General features: G+C 71.1%; 20 protein-coding genes, 1 tRNA gene, 1 other RNA gene and 1 pseudogene. 14 read left to right on the top strand and 9 right to left on the bottom strand.

The window, feature by feature from the left end; genetic code table 11:
• Positions 1–41: 41 nt before the first annotated feature.
• Positions 42–233, bottom strand: coding sequence for a DUF397 domain-containing protein (locus AB0K07_RS23175; protein ID WP_363757500.1), 192 nt, complete (start codon positions 231–233; stop codon positions 42–44).
• Complete coding sequence (locus AB0K07_RS23180) at positions 224–991, bottom strand: helix-turn-helix transcriptional regulator (RefSeq protein ID WP_363757501.1); 768 nt, start codon at positions 989–991, stop codon at positions 224–226. Before AB0K07_RS23180 ends, AB0K07_RS23175 begins: the two co-directional genes overlap by 10 nt.
• Positions 992–1,207: 216 nt before the next feature.
• Here AB0K07_RS23180 and AB0K07_RS23185 point away from each other — a divergent pair, with 216 nt between their 5' ends.
• Positions 1,208–1,474, top strand: a complete 267-nt coding sequence (locus tag AB0K07_RS23185; protein ID WP_363757955.1) for a hypothetical protein — start codon at positions 1,208–1,210, stop codon at positions 1,472–1,474.
• On the top strand, positions 1,471–1,713 hold the full coding sequence (locus AB0K07_RS23190; RefSeq protein ID WP_363757502.1) for a flavin reductase: 243 nt from the start codon (positions 1,471–1,473) through the stop codon (positions 1,711–1,713). The genes AB0K07_RS23185 and AB0K07_RS23190 overlap by 4 nt, the downstream gene beginning before the upstream one ends.
• Here AB0K07_RS23190 and AB0K07_RS23195 read toward each other — a convergent pair whose 3' ends face one another.
• The 3 genes and pseudogenes from AB0K07_RS23195 to AB0K07_RS23205 all read right to left on the bottom strand — a co-directional run bounded on the left by AB0K07_RS23195 (position 1,714) and on the right by AB0K07_RS23205 (position 3,095).
• Positions 1,714–2,244: a hypothetical protein gene (locus AB0K07_RS23195; RefSeq protein WP_363757503.1), complete on the bottom strand. Its 531-nt coding sequence runs from the start codon at positions 2,242–2,244 to the stop codon at positions 1,714–1,716. It lies immediately after the preceding gene.
• A gap of 52 nt (positions 2,245–2,296) precedes the next feature.
• Positions 2,297–2,467, bottom strand: a pseudogene (locus tag AB0K07_RS23200) (class I SAM-dependent methyltransferase); the annotation flags it as partial.
• A gap of 178 nt (positions 2,468–2,645) precedes the next feature.
• Positions 2,646–3,095: a hypothetical protein gene (locus AB0K07_RS23205; RefSeq protein WP_363757504.1), complete on the bottom strand. Its 450-nt coding sequence runs from the start codon at positions 3,093–3,095 to the stop codon at positions 2,646–2,648.
• A gap of 292 nt (positions 3,096–3,387) precedes the next feature.
• On the opposite strand from AB0K07_RS23205, the gene AB0K07_RS23210 reads away from it, so the two are divergent.
• Both AB0K07_RS23210 and AB0K07_RS23215 read left to right on the top strand, forming a co-directional pair.
• Positions 3,388–3,897 (top strand): SigE family RNA polymerase sigma factor, encoded by a 510-nt coding sequence (locus AB0K07_RS23210; protein ID WP_363757505.1) that lies wholly within the window; start codon positions 3,388–3,390, stop codon positions 3,895–3,897.
• A gap of 2 nt (positions 3,898–3,899) precedes the next feature.
• The gene (locus AB0K07_RS23215; RefSeq protein WP_363757506.1) at positions 3,900–4,889 is read left to right on the top strand and encodes a hypothetical protein; all 990 of its coding nucleotides are present in this window, start codon (positions 3,900–3,902) and stop codon (positions 4,887–4,889) included.
• A gap of 218 nt (positions 4,890–5,107) precedes the next feature.
• Here AB0K07_RS23215 and AB0K07_RS23220 read toward each other — a convergent pair.
• Positions 5,108–5,192 (bottom strand) — tRNA-Ser (locus tag AB0K07_RS23220).
• Between the two features lie 82 nt (positions 5,193–5,274).
• Between AB0K07_RS23220 and ffs the strand changes: the two genes are divergently transcribed.
• Together ffs and AB0K07_RS23230 are read left to right on the top strand one after the other, a co-directional pair.
• Positions 5,275–5,364, top strand: an RNA gene (gene ffs / locus AB0K07_RS23225) — signal recognition particle sRNA small type.
• A 181-nt stretch (positions 5,365–5,545) separates the two neighbouring features.
• Positions 5,546–8,221: a DNA polymerase III subunit gamma and tau gene (locus tag AB0K07_RS23230; protein ID WP_363757507.1), complete on the top strand. Its 2,676-nt coding sequence runs from the start codon at positions 5,546–5,548 to the stop codon at positions 8,219–8,221.
• Here the strand turns inward: AB0K07_RS23230 and AB0K07_RS23235 are convergent.
• Positions 8,218–8,898, bottom strand: a complete 681-nt coding sequence (locus AB0K07_RS23235) for a DUF998 domain-containing protein (protein WP_363757508.1) — start codon at positions 8,896–8,898, stop codon at positions 8,218–8,220. The two genes, AB0K07_RS23230 and AB0K07_RS23235, sit on opposite strands and share 4 nt — an antisense overlap.
• 202 nt (positions 8,899–9,100) lie before the next feature.
• On the opposite strand from AB0K07_RS23235, the gene AB0K07_RS23240 reads away from it, so the two are divergent.
• From AB0K07_RS23240 to AB0K07_RS23270, 7 genes are all read left to right on the top strand, one after another.
• On the top strand, positions 9,101–9,409 hold the full coding sequence (locus AB0K07_RS23240; protein WP_007466279.1) for a YbaB/EbfC family nucleoid-associated protein: 309 nt from the start codon (positions 9,101–9,103) through the stop codon (positions 9,407–9,409).
• 8 nt (positions 9,410–9,417) lie between these two features.
• On the top strand, positions 9,418–10,011 hold the full coding sequence (gene recR, locus AB0K07_RS23245; protein WP_363757509.1) for a recombination mediator RecR: 594 nt from the start codon (positions 9,418–9,420) through the stop codon (positions 10,009–10,011).
• Between the two features lie 245 nt (positions 10,012–10,256).
• On the top strand, positions 10,257–11,930 hold the full coding sequence (locus AB0K07_RS23250) for an ABC transporter substrate-binding protein (protein WP_363757510.1): 1,674 nt from the start codon (positions 10,257–10,259) through the stop codon (positions 11,928–11,930).
• A 98-nt stretch (positions 11,931–12,028) separates the two neighbouring features.
• Positions 12,029–13,036 (top strand): ABC transporter permease, encoded by a 1,008-nt coding sequence (locus AB0K07_RS23255; RefSeq protein WP_363757511.1) that lies wholly within the window; start codon positions 12,029–12,031, stop codon positions 13,034–13,036.
• A gap of 65 nt (positions 13,037–13,101) precedes the next feature.
• Positions 13,102–14,061, top strand: coding sequence for an ABC transporter permease (locus AB0K07_RS23260; protein ID WP_363757957.1), 960 nt, complete (start codon positions 13,102–13,104; stop codon positions 14,059–14,061).
• 112 nt (positions 14,062–14,173) lie between these two features.
• Entirely contained in the window at positions 14,174–15,160 is a 987-nt protein-coding gene (locus tag AB0K07_RS23265; RefSeq protein ID WP_363757512.1) for an ABC transporter ATP-binding protein, read from the top strand.
• Entirely contained in the window at positions 15,157–16,257 is a 1,101-nt protein-coding gene (locus tag AB0K07_RS23270) for an oligopeptide/dipeptide ABC transporter ATP-binding protein (RefSeq protein WP_363757513.1), read from the top strand. The genes AB0K07_RS23265 and AB0K07_RS23270 overlap by 4 nt, the downstream gene beginning before the upstream one ends.
• A 70-nt stretch (positions 16,258–16,327) precedes the next feature.
• Here AB0K07_RS23270 and AB0K07_RS23275 read toward each other — a convergent pair whose 3' ends face one another.
• A complete protein-coding gene (locus AB0K07_RS23275) occupies positions 16,328–16,822 on the bottom strand; it encodes a hypothetical protein (protein WP_363757514.1) in 495 nt (164 codons plus the stop codon).
• Entirely contained in the window at positions 16,804–17,397 is a 594-nt protein-coding gene (locus AB0K07_RS23280) for an HNH endonuclease family protein (protein WP_363757959.1), read from the bottom strand. The genes AB0K07_RS23275 and AB0K07_RS23280 overlap by 19 nt, the downstream gene beginning before the upstream one ends.
• A 170-nt stretch (positions 17,398–17,567) precedes the next feature.
• Here AB0K07_RS23280 and AB0K07_RS23285 point away from each other — a divergent pair, with 170 nt between their 5' ends.
• Complete coding sequence (locus AB0K07_RS23285) at positions 17,568–19,064, top strand: MFS transporter (protein ID WP_363757515.1); 1,497 nt, start codon at positions 17,568–17,570, stop codon at positions 19,062–19,064.
• The last annotated feature ends 28 nt before the right edge of the window (positions 19,065–19,092 follow it).

Below are 19,092 nucleotides of genomic sequence, written 5' to 3' on the forward strand. Positions count from 1 at the left end.
GCACACGCCTCGGGCGTGGGACTGAGGGTTTCTGTGGCCGGTCAGGCCCGCTCGGCCACCTGGGCGACGAACGCGCGCCAGGCAGCCGGGGTGAAGGTCAGCGCCGGCCCCGAAGGGTTCTTCGAATCGCGGACGGCGACGACGCCGGGCAGGTTGTCCGCGACCTCAACACAGTCGCCGCCGTTGCCGCTGCTGCGGCTGCTCTTGTGCCACCGGGCGCCGGTCAGTTCCATGTCTTCGCCACCTCCGTCAGTAGGTCCACCGATTGCCAGTGGGACAGCGCCTCGCCGCGCACGTTCTCCCAGGCCGTCAGTATTGCCGCGACGTCTTCGGCGTCGGTGACAACTTGGCCCTGAAGCTGATTGTCGAGGTAGCCCGCGGTCCGGTGCTCCGGGCCCACTGCGATCACGAATGGACCGTTCAGCCCAGCGTACGCACCGACCGACGACGGCACGATGTGCATGCGGACGTGTGGGGCCTCGCACGCGACGAGCAGTGCCTGAAGCTGCTCACGCATCGTCGCCCGCCCGCCGACCGGCCGCCGCAGCACGGCTTCGTCAACCACGGCGGTGAAAAGCGGCGGGTCGTCGCGCGACAAGATGCCTTGCCGGGCGAGCCGAGAGGCCAGGTGACGCTCGACGTCCCCCCGGGCGATGACGTCGGAGCCGGCGAGCACGGCTCGGGCATAGGCCTCCGTCTGGAGTAGACCTGGCAGCACCACCGACTGATACGAGCGCAGCGCGACAGCCTCACGCTCGATCTCCTGCCAGGGTCGGAACCAAATGAGGTCCCGACGTCTCGCAGTGTCCGGCCATATGTCCCCGATGGGCCGCCGGAGAGCACCTGCCGCCAGCTCCCGATGTCGGGGGTGCGGAATGCGGTCCTCGTTCACCCATCGCGCCACGGTCTTCGGATCTACCCCGACCTGCTCCGCGAGTGACTCGATCGTGTGCCCGGTGTCGCCAAGGGCGGCGCGCAAGGCGTCGTTCACGGCGTCTCCCGTCGGATGTTCCGAATGTCTGTCGACCATATCTTCTACGGGCTGTTGATGTCTCGTCACGCTTCGCAGGGTGCTTGTAGACGGCGCGACCGGTAGGGACTGAACCCGGCGGACGCGTTCGTGCCGGGGCCGCCTCGTGGGCGAGCACTCAGGGGCGGCCCCTCCCAGCGAGAAGGAGGAGACGTGCGGGACGAGCCGGAGCCGCAGATGAGGTCGGGCGATCTCCTGCGCCTGACCCGCGCCGCAAGCCCGCAGTACGTCCGGCCGATCGTGGTCCGCGTGATTCGGGTCCTCGACTGGCCGACCTACCAAGGGTGGCTCTGGATAGACGCGTACGAGCTGGACTCGAAGGGCGACGCGGTAGCGCGGCGGTCGCTGTACGTCCTGGTTGAGGGGGTGCAGTGGATGGCCACACCGCCGCCCCCGACTATCACCCGGCGGCCGGTACGGCGTGGCTCTGTGACGATCGGATGAGGGCCCGCCGTTCGCCTGGCCACCTGCCCAGCCGCCCGACCTGGCGTTGCCAGGCGTGCGGCATCGCCTGGCCCTGCTCGGCGGCGAAGCTGCGGCTGCTCGCCGAGTACCGGCGCGACCGGGTGGCGTTGCTGGTCTACCTGGCGACGCTCCAGGCCGAGGCCGGCGAACAGCTCACCCGTACGGACCCGGCACGGCTGGCTGAACGCTTCCTCTCCTGGGCCCGCGCTCGCGGCTAGTCAGGGGCGCCAGATCACCACGGCGACCGCTCGTCTCCGCTCCGCGAAACGGCCATCTCGTGTCGCTGCGGACAGGAGGCGACGCAGATCCGCCTCGAAGGCGGGGAGCCGTTCGGCGAACAGGTGCGGTGCCGAGCTGGACAGGGAGAACACCGCCGAGACGATCTCGTCGACGCCGCGTTCCGTGACCGTTCCTCCGGCGACCTCGATGCGGGTGGGGCCGGTGAAGCCGGCCTGCCGCATGATCTCCTCCTCCCCGCCGGGGGTGCCGGCGGGCAGCCACCCCTGCCCCGCCCGGCGGACCGGCCCCAGGTAGCTGGCGACCAGGTCGTCGATCTGCCGCCACGGCGGACGCGGGTACGGCAGCGTCTCGTCGTCGGCCACGCCCTGATGCGTGTTGGCGCCGACGTGGACCCAGGCACCGTCCGGTGCGAGCATGTCGCGGACGCGACGGGCCACGAGTGGCCGGTCCATCCAGTGGAACGACTGGGCGAACGTGACCACTCGGAACGTGCCCAGGTCGGTCGGCACGCAGGTGCCGCCACTCGATGTTGGTGGCCCCGAACTCGCTTGCTCTGCGTCGAGCCTCGCTGAGCATGTCCTGGTCGGCGTCGACACCCACCGCCGCCTCGAACAGCGGCGCGAACAGGAGCGTGACCGATCCAGGGCCACAGCCGACGTCCAGCAGTCGGCCGGTGCCGTCGAGGCCAAGTTCCTTGCCGACAGTCTCGGCGAGCCGGGGCGGGTAGGGCATGCGGCCGATGCTGTAGTGGCTAGCACTGCCCGCGTACAACGTCTCGTCCCACGCCCACGCTGTCGCTGCCACGACGTCGATGAGACCACAGGATCCGGGCGGTGGTCGGGAGCCGGCACTCTCGGAGCTGCTCACGTACCTCCGAAGGGCACCGGCCCCTCGACCCCTGGTGGGGCTGTCAGCCGTCGATGCTGGGCCATTCCACGTTCGAACAACTCGGCTGGATCAGGTTGTCCTTTCCGTCGACCAGGCAGATCTTGATCCCGATGACCTCGTTCTTCGCGACGTTGTTCGGGAAGATGCTGTACGGGTCGTAGATCACCGAACTCCAGGCGCCGCCGCCGTTGTACTTCGTGCCGAGGTACTTCCCGTGCAGCCACGCCCAGACCTGCACCCCGTGGCCGTCCGCGGCGATGTCGCGGATCACCAGGTAGTCGTCGTTGTCGCCGCCGCCGGGCGCGCCGGGACCGTAGTCGATGAAGTCGACGGCACCGCCATGCCAGGAAGGGTCGGTGTAGACCGTGTAGTCGTCGTTGCCGGCAGCGGCCGCCGGGTTCGTGGTGACCAGGATCGCGGTCAGTGCGGCTGCCAGCGGCAGCAGTACCCGCCTGGCAAGGGTCCGTGTCATGTCCGTCGCACTCCTCTGCTTCGCCTGCTCCGGCCCCTCGATGGGCGCCGGTTGGCTCGAGCTTGGCGGTGCCGCCTTGCCGAAACCTTGGACGAACCTGGAATGCATGATCAGGTGCGGGTCGGATGGGCCGCCGAGCCCCGATCGGGTCGTCTGGAAACCATGGGACCTGGGCTTTCGGAGCGCCGGGCGTGGTTCGCCGAGAGCGCCAGACGTGCGGAGCCCGAGAAAGATCCGACACCTTGACAACGTCCGCGCCCATACGGGTGTCTCCCCCCATGTGACGACCGTAATGAAGCACCGACCAGCCGGGACGGCGAGCGACGCGGAGCAGGATTTTCGGGTTTTCGTCCAGGGGATCGCCGCATCGTTGCACCGCACGGCGTACCTGCTGTGCGGGGACTGGTACCTGGCCGACGACCTTGTCCAGGAGACCCTGGCGAAGGCATACAGCAATTGGCGCAGGGTCCAGCGGGCCAACAGCCCGTCCGCGTACGTGCGACGCATCCTGATCAACGAGTCGCGACGCGGCTGGCGCCGGAACCGGAACACCACGGTGCAACCCGACATCGACAGCACCGTCGCGGACATGTCCGACGAGGTCGTGAACCGCGCCGAACTGCTCCAGGCGTTGCAGTCGCTGCCCGCGCGGCAGCGGGCGACCGTCGTCCTGCGGTTTCTCGAGGGGCTCAGCGAGCGGGAGACCGCAGCGGCCCTCGGGTGCGGCGAGGGCACCGTCAAGAGCCAGACGAGCCGGGCGTTGATCAAGCTCAAGTCCGTACTGAACCGAGGAGACATCTGACCATGCCACACGACACCGAGGCACGTCTGAGCGCGACTCTGCAGGGCATCGTCGGGGACCGGCCGTACGCGCCCGACCTCGAGCAGATCGAGAGCCGCGGGCGGAAGCTGCGGCACCGCCGCCTGGCGTGGCGCGCGACCGCCGGCACCGGCTTCGCCGCCGCGGTCGCGGCGGTCGCCGTGCTCACCACCGGCACCCAGGCCCCGTCGCCCAACCTCGCCGCCCCGAACTCGGCGGCGACCAGTGCGACCGCCGAGAACGCCCCGCTGATGCATCTGGTCGGCTATCTGACCACCGCCCCGCAGCCCGAGGGCGACGCGACGCTCGTGCTGCGTGACCAGGTCTACACGGACGGCCTCAAGGTCGACGTCTGGGACCTGTTCGCCGACAACGGCGACCTCTACTTCGCCAAGACCCGCGGTGCCCTCCCGGCCCGGGTGCAGGGCAAGCACGCCGAGGGGGGCGGCGACGATGAGGCCGGGAGGAAGAAGGCGGTCGCGGCGGCGGAGTACGCGGCCAAGGGCGACCTCAACGAGGCCCGCAAGAGGATGGCGCTCGCGTACGTGAAGGACCCGAAGACCGCGCCAACTCTCTCGGCGCCCGGCGTCAAGCCGTCCGGTCCCGCGATCGACAAGAAGCTCAAGATCACCGGCGGGGACCCGGCCAACTCGGGGAACCTGACCGACAACTGGGTGTGGGGGAACTCGCTGGACGCGCTGAAGGCCGGCGCTGGCAGCCCGACGGTCCGCGCCGGGGTGCTGCGGCTGCTGGGGCAGATGCCCGACGTCAGGGTCGAGCGGGGCACCGTCGACGGCCAGGCGGTGCTCACCCTTGCCGCCGGCCCGGCGATCAGCGGCGGCGGCATTGACAGCCTGATCATCAACGCCGAGACCGGCCTGCCGATCAAGTACGTCGGGGAGAGCGTGGGCGTGACCGTCAACTACACGGTGACCCGGGTGACCCTGGCGGACGTGGCCAACGGCAGGTTCTGACCCCTGCACATCGACGCCAGGGCCGGTCCGTCCGCCGGCCCTGGCGTCCTCGTGCCGTCCCTCCGGTGCCGGCCTCTACCGACTGGAGGCGCCACCGAGCAGGACACGGAGCCTGACGACGGCGCGACGGGAGTGGTCGTGGCGGCGGACTGAGACCACAAGACGAACGCCCGGCGGGTCCTTGCGGACCTGCCGGGCGTTCGTGCTGCTCAGGCGAGCGGAGGATACGAGATTCGAACTCGTGAGGGTGTAAACCCAACACGCTTTCCAAGCGTGCGCCCTAGGCCTCTAGGCGAATCCTCCGCGAGCCAGGATACAGGCCCCTGCCGGCCCGGCCACCCCACCACCCCCTGAAGATCGACGGACGGTCGGGTAGGCTTGGCGGCACCTCCCGTGCGGCGGTATCTCGTGAACCTCCCCAGGGCCGGAAGGCAGCAAGGATAAGCGAGCTCTGCCGGGTGCACGGGAGGCCTTTTTGTCTGTGGGCCGGTTGATCCACTCGGCATCCGTGATGTCGCGGTGCTCCGATCACGCGGACGCCGCAGTTTCCAGGAAGCCGAGTCGATCAATCCCGAAGGCCCTTGCGCCCCGGCGGGGTGGGTGGTCACCCGCGCCCGACCGGCGCAGAATGGCTCGGTCGAGAGGAGGCGGGACGAGTGACGCTGGCGCTCTACCGCAAGTACCGGCCGCGTACCTTCGCCGAGATGATCGGCCAGGAGCAGGTCACCGAGCCGCTGTCGCAGGCGCTGCGCAGTGGGCGGCTCAACCACGCCTACCTCTTCTCCGGCCCGCGCGGCTGCGGCAAGACCTCCAGCGCCCGGATCCTGGCCCGCTCGCTCAACTGTGAGCAGGGGCCGACCCCGGAGCCGTGCGGCAAGTGTGAGTCGTGTCGCTCGCTGACCGCCGACGGAGCCGGTTCGATCGACGTGATCGAGATCGACGCGGCCAGCCACGGCGGCGTCGACGACGCCCGGGACCTGCGCGAGAAGGCGTTCTTCGCGCCGGCCCGCAGCCGCTTCAAGATCTATATCATCGACGAGGCGCACATGGTCTCGACCCAGGGCTTCAACGCCCTGCTCAAGCTGGTCGAGGAGCCTCCGGAGTACGTCAAGTTCATCTTCGCCACCACCGAGCCGGAGAAGGTCCTCGGCACGATCCGGTCGCGGACCCACCACTACCCGTTCCGGCTGTTCCCGCCGAAGGTGGTCCGGCCGTACCTGGAGCAGCTCTGCGAGGCGGAGGGGGTCACCGTCGAGCCGGCGGTCTTTCCGCTGGTGGTGCGCGCCGGTGCGGGCAGCATGCGGGACAGCCTCTCCGTGCTCGACCAGCTCATCGCGGGCGCCGGTCCGGAGGGGGTCAGCTACGCCCGGGCCGTCGCGCTGCTCGGGGTCACCGACGCCGCGTTGATCGACGAGATGTGCGACGCGCTGGCCGCCGGGGACGGCGCCGCCGCGTACGCCACCGTCGACCGGGTCGCCGAGGCTGGGCACGACCTGCGCCGGTTCGCGTCGGATCTGCTGGAGCGGCTGCGCGACCTGATCGTGCTCCAGCAGGTGCCGGACGCCGCCGCGAAGGGCCTGATCGACGGGCCGGCCGACCAGATCGAACGGATGGCCGCCCAGGCCTCGCAGCTCGGCCCGGGCACGCTGTCCCGCTGCGCCGACATCGTGCACGACGGCCTGGTGGAGATGCGCGGCACCACCGCGCCCCGGCTGCTGCTGGAGCTGATCTGCGCCCGGATGCTGCTGCCCGGCGCGGACGACTCCACCGGTGGCCTGCTCCAGCGCCTGGAGCGGATGGAACGCCGGCTCACCCTGAGCGGCACCGACGCGCCGTCGGCCGCCGCCGGCTCCGCGCCGGCCACCAACCAGGGAGTACGCCCACAGCAGCCCGCTCCGGTCCCGGCTGCCGCCACCCCGGCACCCGCCGCCGTCCCGACCTCCGCGCCCCCGTGGACGGTCGACCCGGCGGCGTCCCCGGCCACGAGCACCACGGTCCCGGCCGCTCCCGCCCCGAGCGCACCGGCCGCCGACTCGCCGATCCCGGCGTCACCCGGCGCGTCCGCGACCGCCGAACGGGCCGCACCCCTCTCGCCGGCCCCCCGTCGTGTGGTGCCGCCGTCGGCGGTGCTGCCCGACCCGGCGACGCCCGAGCCGCCCCGCCCCGGTGCACCGGGCGCGGCGCTGGACGCGGTCGCGGTCCGCCGGGTCTGGCCCGACGTGGTTGGCAAGGTCAACCGGACCAACAAGCGGATCGCCGCCCTGATGCGCGACGCGGTGGTACGCGACCTCGACGGCGACACGCTGGTGCTGACGGTCAAGTCCACCGTGCTGGCCAAGATGATGGCCGACCACTCGGCGGTGCTCACCGACGCGCTCTACGAGGAGTTGGGCGGACGCTGGCAGATCCGCTGCGAGGTGGCCGGCGAGCGGGGTGGCGTGTCGCTGTCCGGCCCGCCGCGTACGCAGGCCGCCGCGCCGGCCCGACCCGCCGCGCCCCCCACCCCGGCGGACACCTCGCCCAGCCCCACGAACGCGACGGCCCCGGGTGCCCGGGGTGACCTGCCCGGCGGGAACGGGTCCGGCGGCCACGGTGCGGGACGGCAGGGCGGCGGCCAGTCCGGCGGATCCGCCGCGCCGGCCGACGCCGACGACGACTGGCCGGAAGCGGCACGCCCCGGCGGCAGTGCCCCCGCCGCCGCCGCCGAATCGACGGAAGACGACGACTGGCCGGAGGCCGCCCGGCCGGGCGGTGCGGGCGATTCCGGCGCCGCCCCGGGCGGTTCCGGCTCGGCGACCGCGTCAACCAGCGGTGGGGCCGACGGGACCGGCACCGGCCCGTCCGTTCCGACCGGTGCGAACGGCACCGCCCCGGGCAGGGCCGGCGGACCCGGCGGCGGGTCGAACGGCGGTGGCTCCGGCACGGTGGCCGGTGGCGGTCAACCGAACCCGCGGGCGGCCAACCCGACGCCGGCGGCCCGGCAGCCGGCGGCAGCCGGTGGCGCCCCGGTGAGCAGCGCCATCGCCGCGGCTCGAGCGGCGGCGGCGGGACGCGGTCCGCGTACCGGAGCGGCGGCCCGGCCCACGGCGGACGCGGAATGGGCCGGCGAACCGCCCTACGACCCGGACTTCGACGGTCCGGTGCGCGGCGGCCGGGCCGGCGGCGCGGCGCCGGCGGCCACGTCGACCTACGAGGGTTTCGACCCCGGCGACGAGCCGCTGGACGAGGTCATCGACGAGAAGACCGCCCGGGAGTCGAGCGAGGAGCAGGCGGTCCGGCTGCTCCGCGAGACGTTCGGTGCCGAGAAGATCGACGAGGTCGACGCCCGCTAGCCGCTCCGCGCTGCCGACCGGGTGCGTCGCGGCCGGCTGGCGGGGGCCTCGGCGAGCAGGACGCCGAGGCAGCACGCCCACAGCGGGAACGGCAGTACGGCGACCCGTTCCATGCCGCCCACCCCGATCCCGACGCCCTGCTGGGCGAAGAACAGCACCGTCCCGGCCAGTGCGGTCAGCCCGGCGGCGAGGGTGAGTCGCCGCCAGCGGCCGAGCAGCGTGGTGCCCGGCGCGAACCCGGCGAGCAGCAGGCCGAGGTTGCCCAGCCCCATGATCAGGAAGGCGCCGAGGACGTGCAGGTTCTCGTCGACGTCCGCCGGGTAGGCGGCGGCGAGCGCGTACCCGGCGGTGCCCAGCAGCAGGAGCGTCTGGGCCGACCGCACCAGGCTCCCGCGGCCGAGCATCCGCCAGGTCAGCAGGAGCCCGGCGGCGAGCAGCACGGCGGTGGCCAGCACCGCGGCGTTCATCAGCGGGTGCCAGGGCGAGCAGACGTGGCGGGGCCGGCTGCTGTCCCAGATGCCGCAGTGGACGTTGCCGAGGTCGCTGATGTTGTGGGTGGCCCAGCTGTAGGACGGGTGACGCCAGCGCAGGCCGGTGACCAGGCTGGCGACGAGGAAGACCGGTAGGGCCGCCACCCAGCACAGCGCGCCGAGCCGCCCGGTGCGGTTGAGGTTCATGCCGTCGAGCAGACCAGGCCGGCGGTCTTCGCCGCACTACCCGCAGATGGCCGGTTCGGGGTAGTGGTAGGCGTACCCCTGGTGCTCCGGCGTGGGCGGACGCGCCGGGCGGGGCGGGGTCGGTCCCAGCGGATAGGCTGGGCGGCGGCCGACAGACGAGTGCGAGAAGGAGCCATCCGTGCGCCCAGGTGGACAGCCGAACATGCAGCAGATGCTGAAGCAGGCGCAGAAGATGCAGCAGCAGATCGCCGCCGCCCAGGCGGAGCTGGCCGAGGCCGAGCTGACCGGCACCGCCGGCGGTGGGCTGGTCACCGCGACCGTGTCGGGCTCCGGTGAGCTCAAGGCCATCAAGATCGACCCGAAGGCCGTCGACCCGGATGACGTGGAGACGCTGGAGGACCTGGTCGTGGCGGCCGTGCACAACGCCGCCGAGGCGGCCCGGGAGCTGACCGAGCGCAAGATGGGCCCGGTCGCCGGTGGCATGGGCGGCCTCGGCCTGCCCGGTTTCTGAGCCGGCAGATGTACGAAGGTGCCATCCAGGATCTGATCGACGAGCTGGGCCGGCTGCCGGGGGTGGGCCCGAAGAGCGCTCAGCGGATCGCGTTCCACGTCCTCTCGGCGGATCCGGCCGACGTCAACCGGCTGGCCGGCGCGCTGCGCAAGGTCAAGGAGCTGGTGCGCTTCTGCACGACCTGCTACAACGTGGCCGAGTCGGAGCAGTGCCGGATCTGCCGCGACCCGCGCCGCACCGACGAGGTGCTGTGCGTGGTGGAGGAGCCCAAGGACGTGGTGGCCATCGAGCGGACCGGTGAGTTCCGCGGCCGCTACCACGTGCTCGGCGGCGCGATCAATCCGCTGGAGGGGATCGGTCCGGACAATCTGCGCATCCGGGAGCTGATGACCCGGCTGAGTGGCGGCACGGTGCGGGAGCTGATCCTGGCCACCGACCCGAACACCGAGGGCGAGGCGACCGCCACGTACCTGGCGCTGATGGTGAAGCCGATGGGGATCGCGGTGACCCGGCTGGCCAGCGGGCTGCCGGTCGGCGGCGACCTGGAGTACGCCGACGAGATCACCCTCGGTCGGGCGTTCGAGGGGCGTCGGGCGGTCTGATTCGTACCCCCGGGGGGTGGTGTCGTCGTCGACGGCGCCACCCCCGTCGCGGTGTCGAGAGCCCCGCGGATCGATGTGTCGCTCCATGCATTCACCGTGCCGTCGACTGTCAGACCCCCGCGCAAGGTGTCGGCTTGATAGCGATTGCCTGACGCCCGTTCCGCTTCTCGTGTGACATGTCATAGCCTCCCGCACACGGACCGAGCCACAACTCGGCGTGGTCATGCGCATGACAGAGGTGAGAGATGCAGGCGAGAAGGCTTAAAACGGCTGTGGCCATCGCGGCCGTTGCCGCTCTGGCGGTCGGCGCGGCCGGCTGCGCGGAGAGCGAGCGCGACGGCGGCAGTGGCGAGGCCAAGACTGGCGGCACCTTCATCTTCGCGGGTGCCGGTGACCCGAAGAACTTCGATCCGATCTTCAACGATGACGGAGAGTCGTTCCGGCCGGTCCGGCAGATGTTCGACACCCTGGTGAGCCACAAGCCGGGCACCGCCGAGCTTCAGGGCGGCCTGGCCGAGAGCTGGGAGCACGACCCCGACGGCAAGGTCTGGACGTTCAAGCTCCGCCAGGGCGTGAAGTTCCACGACGGTACGCCCTTCAACGCCGCCGCGGTCTGCTTCAACTTCGACCGCTGGTACAACATGAAGGGCGCTGCCGCCCAGTCCCAGATGATCTACTACATGGACACCTTCGGCGGGTTCGCGAAGAACGAGGCCGAGGGCGCCGGCGAGTCGATCTACAACAAGTGCGAGGCCAAGGACGACGGAACCGCCGTCCTGACCCTGAACAAGTACAAGGGCGCCTTCCCCGGTGCCTTCGCGCTGACCTCGCTGTCGATCGCGAGCCCCGAGGCGCTCAAGAAGTACGACGCCAACACGGTCACGCAGAGCGGTGACTCGTTCTCGTACAGCGCGTTCGCCAACGAGCACCCGGTCGGCACCGGTCCGTTCACCTTCGGCGGCTGGGACAAGGCCAAGAACGAGATCACCCTGAACCGGAACCCGGACTACTTTGGCGAGAAGGCCAAGGTGGACAAGATGATCATCAAGATCATCAAGGACGAGAGCACCCGCAAGCAGGAGCTCCGTGCCGGCACCGTGCAGGGCATCGACTTCCCGGCCCCGGCCGACCGCAAGGCGCTCGAGGGTGAGGGCTTCCAGGTCATCAACCGCCCGGCGTTCAACATCCTGTACCTGGGCATCAACCAGAAGAACCCGAAGCTGAAGGACCTGCGGGTGCGGCAGGCGATCGCCTACGCGCTCAACCGCCAGCAGCTGGTGCAGACCAAGGGCCCGGGTGGCGCCAAGGTCGCCGACGAGTTCATGCCGGACACCGTGCTCGGCTACGCCCCGGACGTGCAGAAGTACGAGTACAACCCGGAGAAGGCCAAGCAGCTGCTCAAGGAGGCCGGCGCCGAGGGTCTGACGCTGAACTTCTACTACCCGCCGGACGTCTCCCGGCCGTACATGCCGAACCCGCAGGAGATCTTCACCGTCCTGGCCAACGACCTCCAGGCCGTGGGCATCAAGGTCAACGGAACTCCTCGCCCGTGGAACGGTGGCTTCAAGGACGACGTGCAGCAGTTCGGCAAGCACGACCTGCACATCCTCGGCTGGACCGGTGACTACAACGACCCGGGCAACTTCGTCGGCACGTTCTTCGGCCGCGGCAAGGCCGAGTTCGGCGACCAGGCGATGACGGAGATGTTCGACGCCATCGCCAAGGCCGACGCCACGGTCGACGACGCCGGCAAGAAGGCGGCCTGGGAGCAGGTCAACAAGGACATCGCCGCCAAGTGGCTGCCGGCCGTGCCGGTCTGGCACGCCCCGCCGGCGATCGTCGTCACGAAGGATGTCAAGGGTCTGGTTGCCAGCCCGCTGACCGACGAGCGGTTCAACACGGTCAGCGTCAGCAAGTGACGTTTGTCGGCTGACGCCGCAGGCGTGATCGGCCCGGGCCCGGGGCTCCTCCCGGCCCGGGCCGATCGCGCGACCATCGAGAGTCTGGTGTGTGAGAGATGTTGCGAGTCATAGTCCGCCGCCTGTTGCAGTTGGTGGTGACCCTGATAGCGCTGTCGGCGCTGATCTTCATCTGGCTGCGGAACCTGCCCGGTGGCCCGGTCGAGGCGCTGCTCGGCGAGCGGGCCACGCCCGAGCGCCGCGCCCTGCTGACCAAGGCGCTCGGCTACGACCAGCCGATCCTGGTGCAGTACGGCAAGTTCATGCAGCGGGTGCTGACCGGCGACTTCGGCAACTCGATCCGGACCGGTGACCCGGTCACCGAGGTCATCAGCCGGGCGTTCCCGGCCACGATCGAGCTGGCCGTCGCCGCGATGATCATCGCGGTCGGCCTCGGAGTGCCGCTGGGCTACCTCGCCGCGCGCTGGCGGGGCCGGTCCCTGGACAACCTCACCATCGCCGGCACCCTGCTCGGCATCTCGATCCCGATCTTCTTCCTGGGCTACCTGCTCAAGGACGTCTTCACGCAGAACATCCACTGGTTCCCGCCGTCCGGGCGACTCACGACCGGTCTGGACAACACCAGCGTCACCGGCTTCTTCGTCCTCGACGGCCTGCTGACCCGCGAGTTCGACGCCAGCGCCGACGCATTGTGGCACCTGATCCTGCCGGCGATCACGCTCGCCACCATCCCGCTCGCGGTGATCGTGCGGATCACCCGGGCCAGCGTGCTCGACGTGCTCAACGAGGACTACGTACGGACCGCCGAGGCCAAGGGCCTGCGGCACCGCACCATCCGCGGCCGGCACATTCTGCGCAACGCGCTGCTGCCGGTGGTCACCACCATCGGGTTGCAGACCGGCGCACTGCTCTCCGGCGCGGTGCTCACCGAGAAGGTCTACAACTGGGGCGGCCTCGGCACGCTGATCACCGACTCGATCAGCGGCGGCCGGGACTACCCGGTGCTCCAGGCGATCATCCTGCTCGCCGCGCTGGTCTTCGTGGTGGTCAACCTGCTGGTCGACCTCTCCTACGCCTTCATCGACCCGAGGGTGCGTGTGCGATGAGTGACCCGATCACCCAGGCCGGCACGCCGGCTCCCCGCAGCGGGGACGACAAGCCACGCCCCGGCATGAGCGAGCGCAGCATCGGCCTGCTCGGCGACCGTAAGAAGGCGCGACTGGACGAGCTGGCCCGAGCGAGCGCGGCCGACCGGGGCGGGATCAGCCTCGTCCGGGACGCCGTGCGCCGGCTGCGGCGAAACCCGGTCGCCATCGTCGGCGCCAGCATCGTGGCGCTGTTCGTCCTGATGGCGATCTTCGCTCCGCTGATCGCGCCACACGACCCGGTGCAGCGCTTCGACGAGCTGACGAAGAACCTCACCGTCGACACGATCCCGGGCGCCAGCAGCGAGTTCCCGCTCGGCTCCGACCCGCTCGGCCGGGACTTCCTCTCCCGGATGATCTACGGCGCCCGGCAGACGCTCTTCGTCGGCGTGCTGGCGACCCTCATCGGCCTCGCGCTCGGTGTGCTGATCGGCGCGATCGCCGGGGCCTTCGGCGGCTGGGTCGACGTGGTGCTGATGCGGCTCACCGACGTGATGCTGGCCCTGCCGAGCCTCCTGCTCGCGATCACCCTGGTCGCGATGGCCAGCCGGTCGAGCCAGTGGACGGTCATCTTCGCGGTTGCCATCGTGAGCGTGCCGATCTTTGCCCGGCTGCTGCGCGGCTCGATGCTGGCCCAGCGGGAGAGCGACCACGTGCTCGCCGCCCGCGCGCTCGGCGTCAAGGAGCGCAACATCGTGCTGCGGCACATGCTGCCCAACTCGCTGACCGCGGTGATCGTGCAGGCCACGCTGACCTTCGCGGTGGCCATCCTGGACGCTGCGGCTCTCTCCTTCCTGGGCCTCGGCGACCCGGACATCAACCGCGCCGAGTGGGGCCTGATGCTCGGCGTGGACGGTCAGCGCTACTTCGAGGTCCGTCCGGAACTGGCCTACTACCCGGCGCTCGCGATCATCGTGGTCGCGCTCGGCTTCACCCTGCTGGGTGAGGCGATGCGCGAGGCGATCGACCCGAAGAACCGGCGGTGACGGCGGTGCGAGCGAGCAGCACGACCAACGAGCGCCAGCGGCGAGCGCGAGGAGTGAGCGTGCGAGCTCCGCAGTCGCGGGCGAAGCACCAGTGCAGTGAGGAAGTGACCCGATGAGCCTGCTCGACGTCCGTGACCTGAGCGTGGTGTTCCAGCGACGCGGCGAGCGGCCCTTCACCGCCGTCGACAAGGTCAGCTTCACCGTGGAGCCGGGGCAGACCGTCGGCCTGGTCGGCGAGTCCGGCTGCGGCAAGAGCGTGACCAGCCTGGCCATCATGGGCCTGCTGCCCAAGCGGGGCAACAAGGTCACCGGGGAGGTGCTCTTCGAGGGCACCGATCTGCTGAAGCTGCGGCCGGACGACATGCGCGACCGGCGCGGCCGCGAGATCAGCATGATCTTCCAGGACCCGCTCTCCTCGCTGAACCCGGTCATCCCGATCGGCATCCAGGTCGCGGAGGTGCTGGAGCGCCACCAGGGCCGGGATCGCAAGCAGGCGCTGCGGGAGGCCCGGGACCTGCTCGACGCGGTCGGCATCCCGGATCCGCAGCGGCGGCTGACGGAGTACCCGCACCAGATCTCCGGCGGGATGCGGCAGCGCGCGCTGATCGCCATCGCGCTGGCCTGCAAGCCCCGGCTGCTGATCGCAGACGAGCCGACCACCGCGCTCGACGTGACCATCCAGGCGCAGATCCTCACCCTGCTCAAGCAGTTGGTCGACGAGACCGGCACCGCGCTCGTCATGATCACGCACGATCTGGGCGTGGTGGCCGGGCTCTGCGACACGGTCAACGTGCTCTACGGCGGCAAGGTGGTCGAGCGGGCACGACGGCACGAGCTGTTCGCGCACGCCCGGCACCCGTACACGCACGGGTTGCTCAACTCGGTGCCCCGGCTCGACTCACCCCGTGGAGAGCGGCTGCACGCGATCCGCGGATCCGTGTCCGACAACATTCCGTGGGCCGAGGGGTGCGCGTTCGCACCGCGCTGCGACAACGTCGTGGACGCGTGCCTGGAAGGGCCTCCGCCGCTCGAGCCCACCGCCACCGGCGGCGACCTCCGCTGCAACAACCCCGTCTCCGAGGAGGTGGCGGTCCGATGACCGAACAGACCGGACCTCTGGTCGAACTGCGTGACATCAAGGTCCACTTTCCGATCAAGAGCGGCCTGCTCTTCGACCGCACCGTCGGGTACGTCTACGCGGTGGACGGCGTGTCGCTGAGCATCCGGAAGGGCGAGACGTACGGCCTGGTCGGCGAGTCGGGCTGTGGCAAGTCCACGCTGGGCCGTGGTCTGCTGCGGCTGGTCGAACCGACCGACGGCGAGATCATTTTCGACGGCACCGACGTCCGCTCGCTCAAGGGCGAGGCGATGCGGCAGGCCCGCCGTCGGATGCAGATGATCTTCCAGGATCCACTCTCCAGCCTCGACCCCCGGCAGTCGGTGGAGTCGCTGCTGGTGGAGGGGCTCAAGGCGCACGGGCTGGCCGGCGACAAGGCGGAGACGAACCGGCGGTTGCGCGAGACGCTGGAGGCGGTCGGCCTGCCCTCGTCCGCGTTGGGCAAGTACCCGCACGAGTTCTCCGGCGGCCAGCGCCAGCGCATCGGCATCGCCCGGGCACTGGTGCTAGACCCGGAGCTGATCGTCGCCGACGAGCCGGTCTCCGCACTGGACGTGTCGATCCAGGCCCAGGTGCTCAACCTGCTGGAGGACCTCCAGAACGAGCGCGGCCTGACGTACCTGATCATCGCGCACGACCTGGCGGTGGTCCGGCACATCGCCGACACGGTGGGCGTGATGTACCTCGGCGGGCTGGTGGAGGAGGCGTCCAGCGACGACCTCTACCGCGAGCCGATGCACCCGTACACCCGGGCGCTGATGTCCGCCGTACCGGTGCCGGACCCGCTGGTGGAGGACCGCCGGGAGCGGATCCTGCTCGCCGGTGACCTGCCCTCGCCGACCAACCCGCCGTCGGGCTGCCGGTTCCACACCCGGTGCCCGTGGGCGCAGCCGACCCGCTGCGCCGACGAGCGTCCGGCGCTGCGCGACGTGGTCGGCGGGCACCGCGTCGCCTGCCACTTCGCCGAGGACATCGCGGCCGGCCGGATCCGGCCGCACGAGGTCGAGGTGGAACTGGTCCGCCCGACCGAGGGCACCGGCCCGGTCGACCCGCCGGGCGAGCTGATCCCCACCCCGTGACGCCGCCAGGGGCCGTCCTGTCGGAGGACGGCCCCTGGGCGGTGCGGCTCGACGAGCGTCGGTGGGCGGCTCAGCCCTCGGGGCGGTGCAGCAGGGCCACCGCGACGGCGTGCACCGCGTCCAGACCGGCCGGGTCGGGCAGCGGCACCGAGCCGCCGGTCACCGCGTACCACTCGTCCGCGTCCTTGTACTGCACGCCCAACGTGACCCGGCCGTCGGCGTAGCTGGTGCGCAGAGTCAGCTCCCCGGTCACCACACCCACCTCGTCCGTCATCACCCCGCCCGGCCCCGGCACGATGTCCGCCGTGCGGGTGGCGCCGCTGGCCGCGTCCGCGTCCATGCCGGCCCCCGGCGACGTGGTGTCGGCCGGGTTGGGACCGTCCGCGCTCATCCCCGCGCCGGGCACCGTAGCGGTGGTGCCGGTGCTGCCGTCCACGGTCATGCCCGCGGTCGACGGCCCGGCCGGCGCGCTGCCGGTCGCCGCCGCCGCGTCGTCGCCGCCCGCGTCCGGCGTCTTCTCCGGAGCCGGGGTCGCCCCGACGCCTGTCACGGCTTGTTCGCCCATGTGCAGCCCTCCAACATGTCGGTCAGGGCGGCCTTCTCGGCACTGGTCACCGTCAGCCGCCAGTGGTGCTTGACCGTCACCCAGCTCTCGGCGTACTTGCACCAGTACGACCGGTTCGACGGTTTCCACTGGGACGGGTCCTGGTCACCCTTTGCCCGGTTGGAGGACGCGGAAACCGCGATGAGCTGAGGCCGCGTGGTGTCGTTGGCGAAATCGCCGCGCTTCGCGTCGTCCCACTCGTCGGCGCCCGAGCGCCACGCGTTGGCCAACGGCACCATGTGGTCGATGTCCACGTCGGAGGGATCGGTGGCGCTGCGGCCGTCGTACACGCTCTCCCAGCGCCCGCCGACCACGTTGCAGCCGGAGAGCTTCACGTCCTTGCCGTCGCGCTGGAGGATGGTGTCCCGCACGTCGCAGTTCTTGCCGGTGTTCCGCCAGTGCGGGAAGTGTTCCCGGCTGTAGCCCTTCATCGAGCCGGCACTGGCGACCGTCAGCTGGCCCAACTGTTCGGCGGCGTTGCCACCGGCACTCGGTGGCGGCGTGTCCGGCTCATCTTGCGGGACGCAACCGGCCATGCCGAGCGCCAGCGCCGCGGCGAGCGCGGCCACCGCCGCGCGCGGTCCTGATCTGGTACGCACAGACGACACCTCTCCAGCTTGCGGTCTCCCGGCGATTGCGCACAGTACCCGGGCATGGTTTCGGCGTTTCGTGGCGTCTCCCACATGCTGCAAGGCAGATTGGTGGGATGACCGCACCTGTACCGGCGCCGGCACTGCGGATGGGCACCGCCGCCGGCCGGGGGACACTGCTCGCCGCGGTGCTCGCCTCCGGCATGGTCTTCCTGGACAGCACGGTCGTCAACGTGGCGCTGCCGAAGCTCGGCCAGGACCTCGGCGCCAACGTCGCGGATCTGCAATGGACCATCAACGGCTACCTGCTGATGCTCGCCGCGTTCGTGCTGCTCGGTGGCGCACTCGGCGACCGCTTCGGCCGACGACGGGTGTTCCTTGTCGGGGTGGTCTGGTTCACCGCCGCGTCGGTGCTCTGCGGACTGGCCCAGGGCACCACCTGGCTGATCGCGGCCCGGTTCCTTCAGGGTGCCGGCGGCGCGCTGCTCACCCCCGGGTCGCTCTCGGTGCTCCAGGCCAGCTTCCACCCCGACGACCGGGGCCGGGCGATCGGCGCCTGGGCCGGGCTCTCCGGCGTGTCCACCGCGCTGGGTCCGTTCATCGGTGGCTGGCTGATCGACGCGCTGTCCTGGCGGTGGATTTTCTTCCTCAACCTGCCGATCGCCGTGCTGGTGCTGCTGGCCGCTCTGCGCTGGGTGCCGGAGAGCCGGGACGAGAACGCCTCCCGGACCGAGGGGTCGGGCCGGACCCGACGCCGGTTCGATGTGGCCGGGGCGCTGCTCGGCGCGCTCGCGCTCGCCGGCGTCACGTACGCCCTGATCGACGCGCCGGCGCGCGGCTTCGCCTCCGCCCCGGTGCTGGTGGCGGCGCTGGTCGGGGTGCTGGCCGCGATCGCCTTCGTGCTGCTGGAACGGCGACGCGGCGACACCGCGATGCTGCCCACCGGGTTGTTCCGCAGCCGGCTCTTCTCGGTGCTGAACATCTTCACCGTGGTGGTCTACGCCGCGCTCGGCGGCTTCACCTTCTTCTTCGCCGTCTTCCTGCAGAACGTGGTCCAGTGGTCCGCGTTCCGCACCGGGATCGCGCTGCTGCCGATGACGGTGCTGCTGCTGATCGGGTCGGCCCGGGCCGGGGCGCTGTCGGCGCGGATCGGCCCGCGGCTGCCGCTGACCGTCGGGCCCGTGGTGGCCGCCGCCGGCCTGCTGCTGCTGCGCGGCGTCGGCCCGGGCGCGTCGTACTGGCGGGACGTGCTGCCCGGGGTGCTGCTCTTCGGCCTCGGGCTGACCCTGGTGGTGGCGCCGCTGACCGCATCGGTGCTGGCCGCCGTGGAGGACCGGTTCTCCGGGGTGGCCAGCGGCTTTAACAACGCCGCGTCCCGGGCCGGCGGCCTGCTCGCGGTGGCGGCACTGCCGCTGCTGGTCGGTCTCTCCGGCGGAGGGTACGAGCAGAAGGCCGAGCTGACCGACGCGTTCCGGGGCGCCATGGTCTGGTGCGCCGGCCTGCTGCTGGCCGGCGGGGTGCTGGCCCTCGTCCTGGTCCACCGGCCGGCCCGGGCGGCCCCGCCGTCGCAGCCCTGCCACTCCCTACCCGCCGCGACACCCCCGAAGAAATGAGGAAGGGCCCCCGACCGGGGGCCCTTCC

The sequence above is a fragment of the Micromonospora sp. NPDC049301 genome, from assembly GCF_040678715.1.
In the GTDB taxonomy this organism is placed as follows: Bacteria; Actinomycetota; Actinomycetes; order Mycobacteriales; family Micromonosporaceae; genus Micromonospora.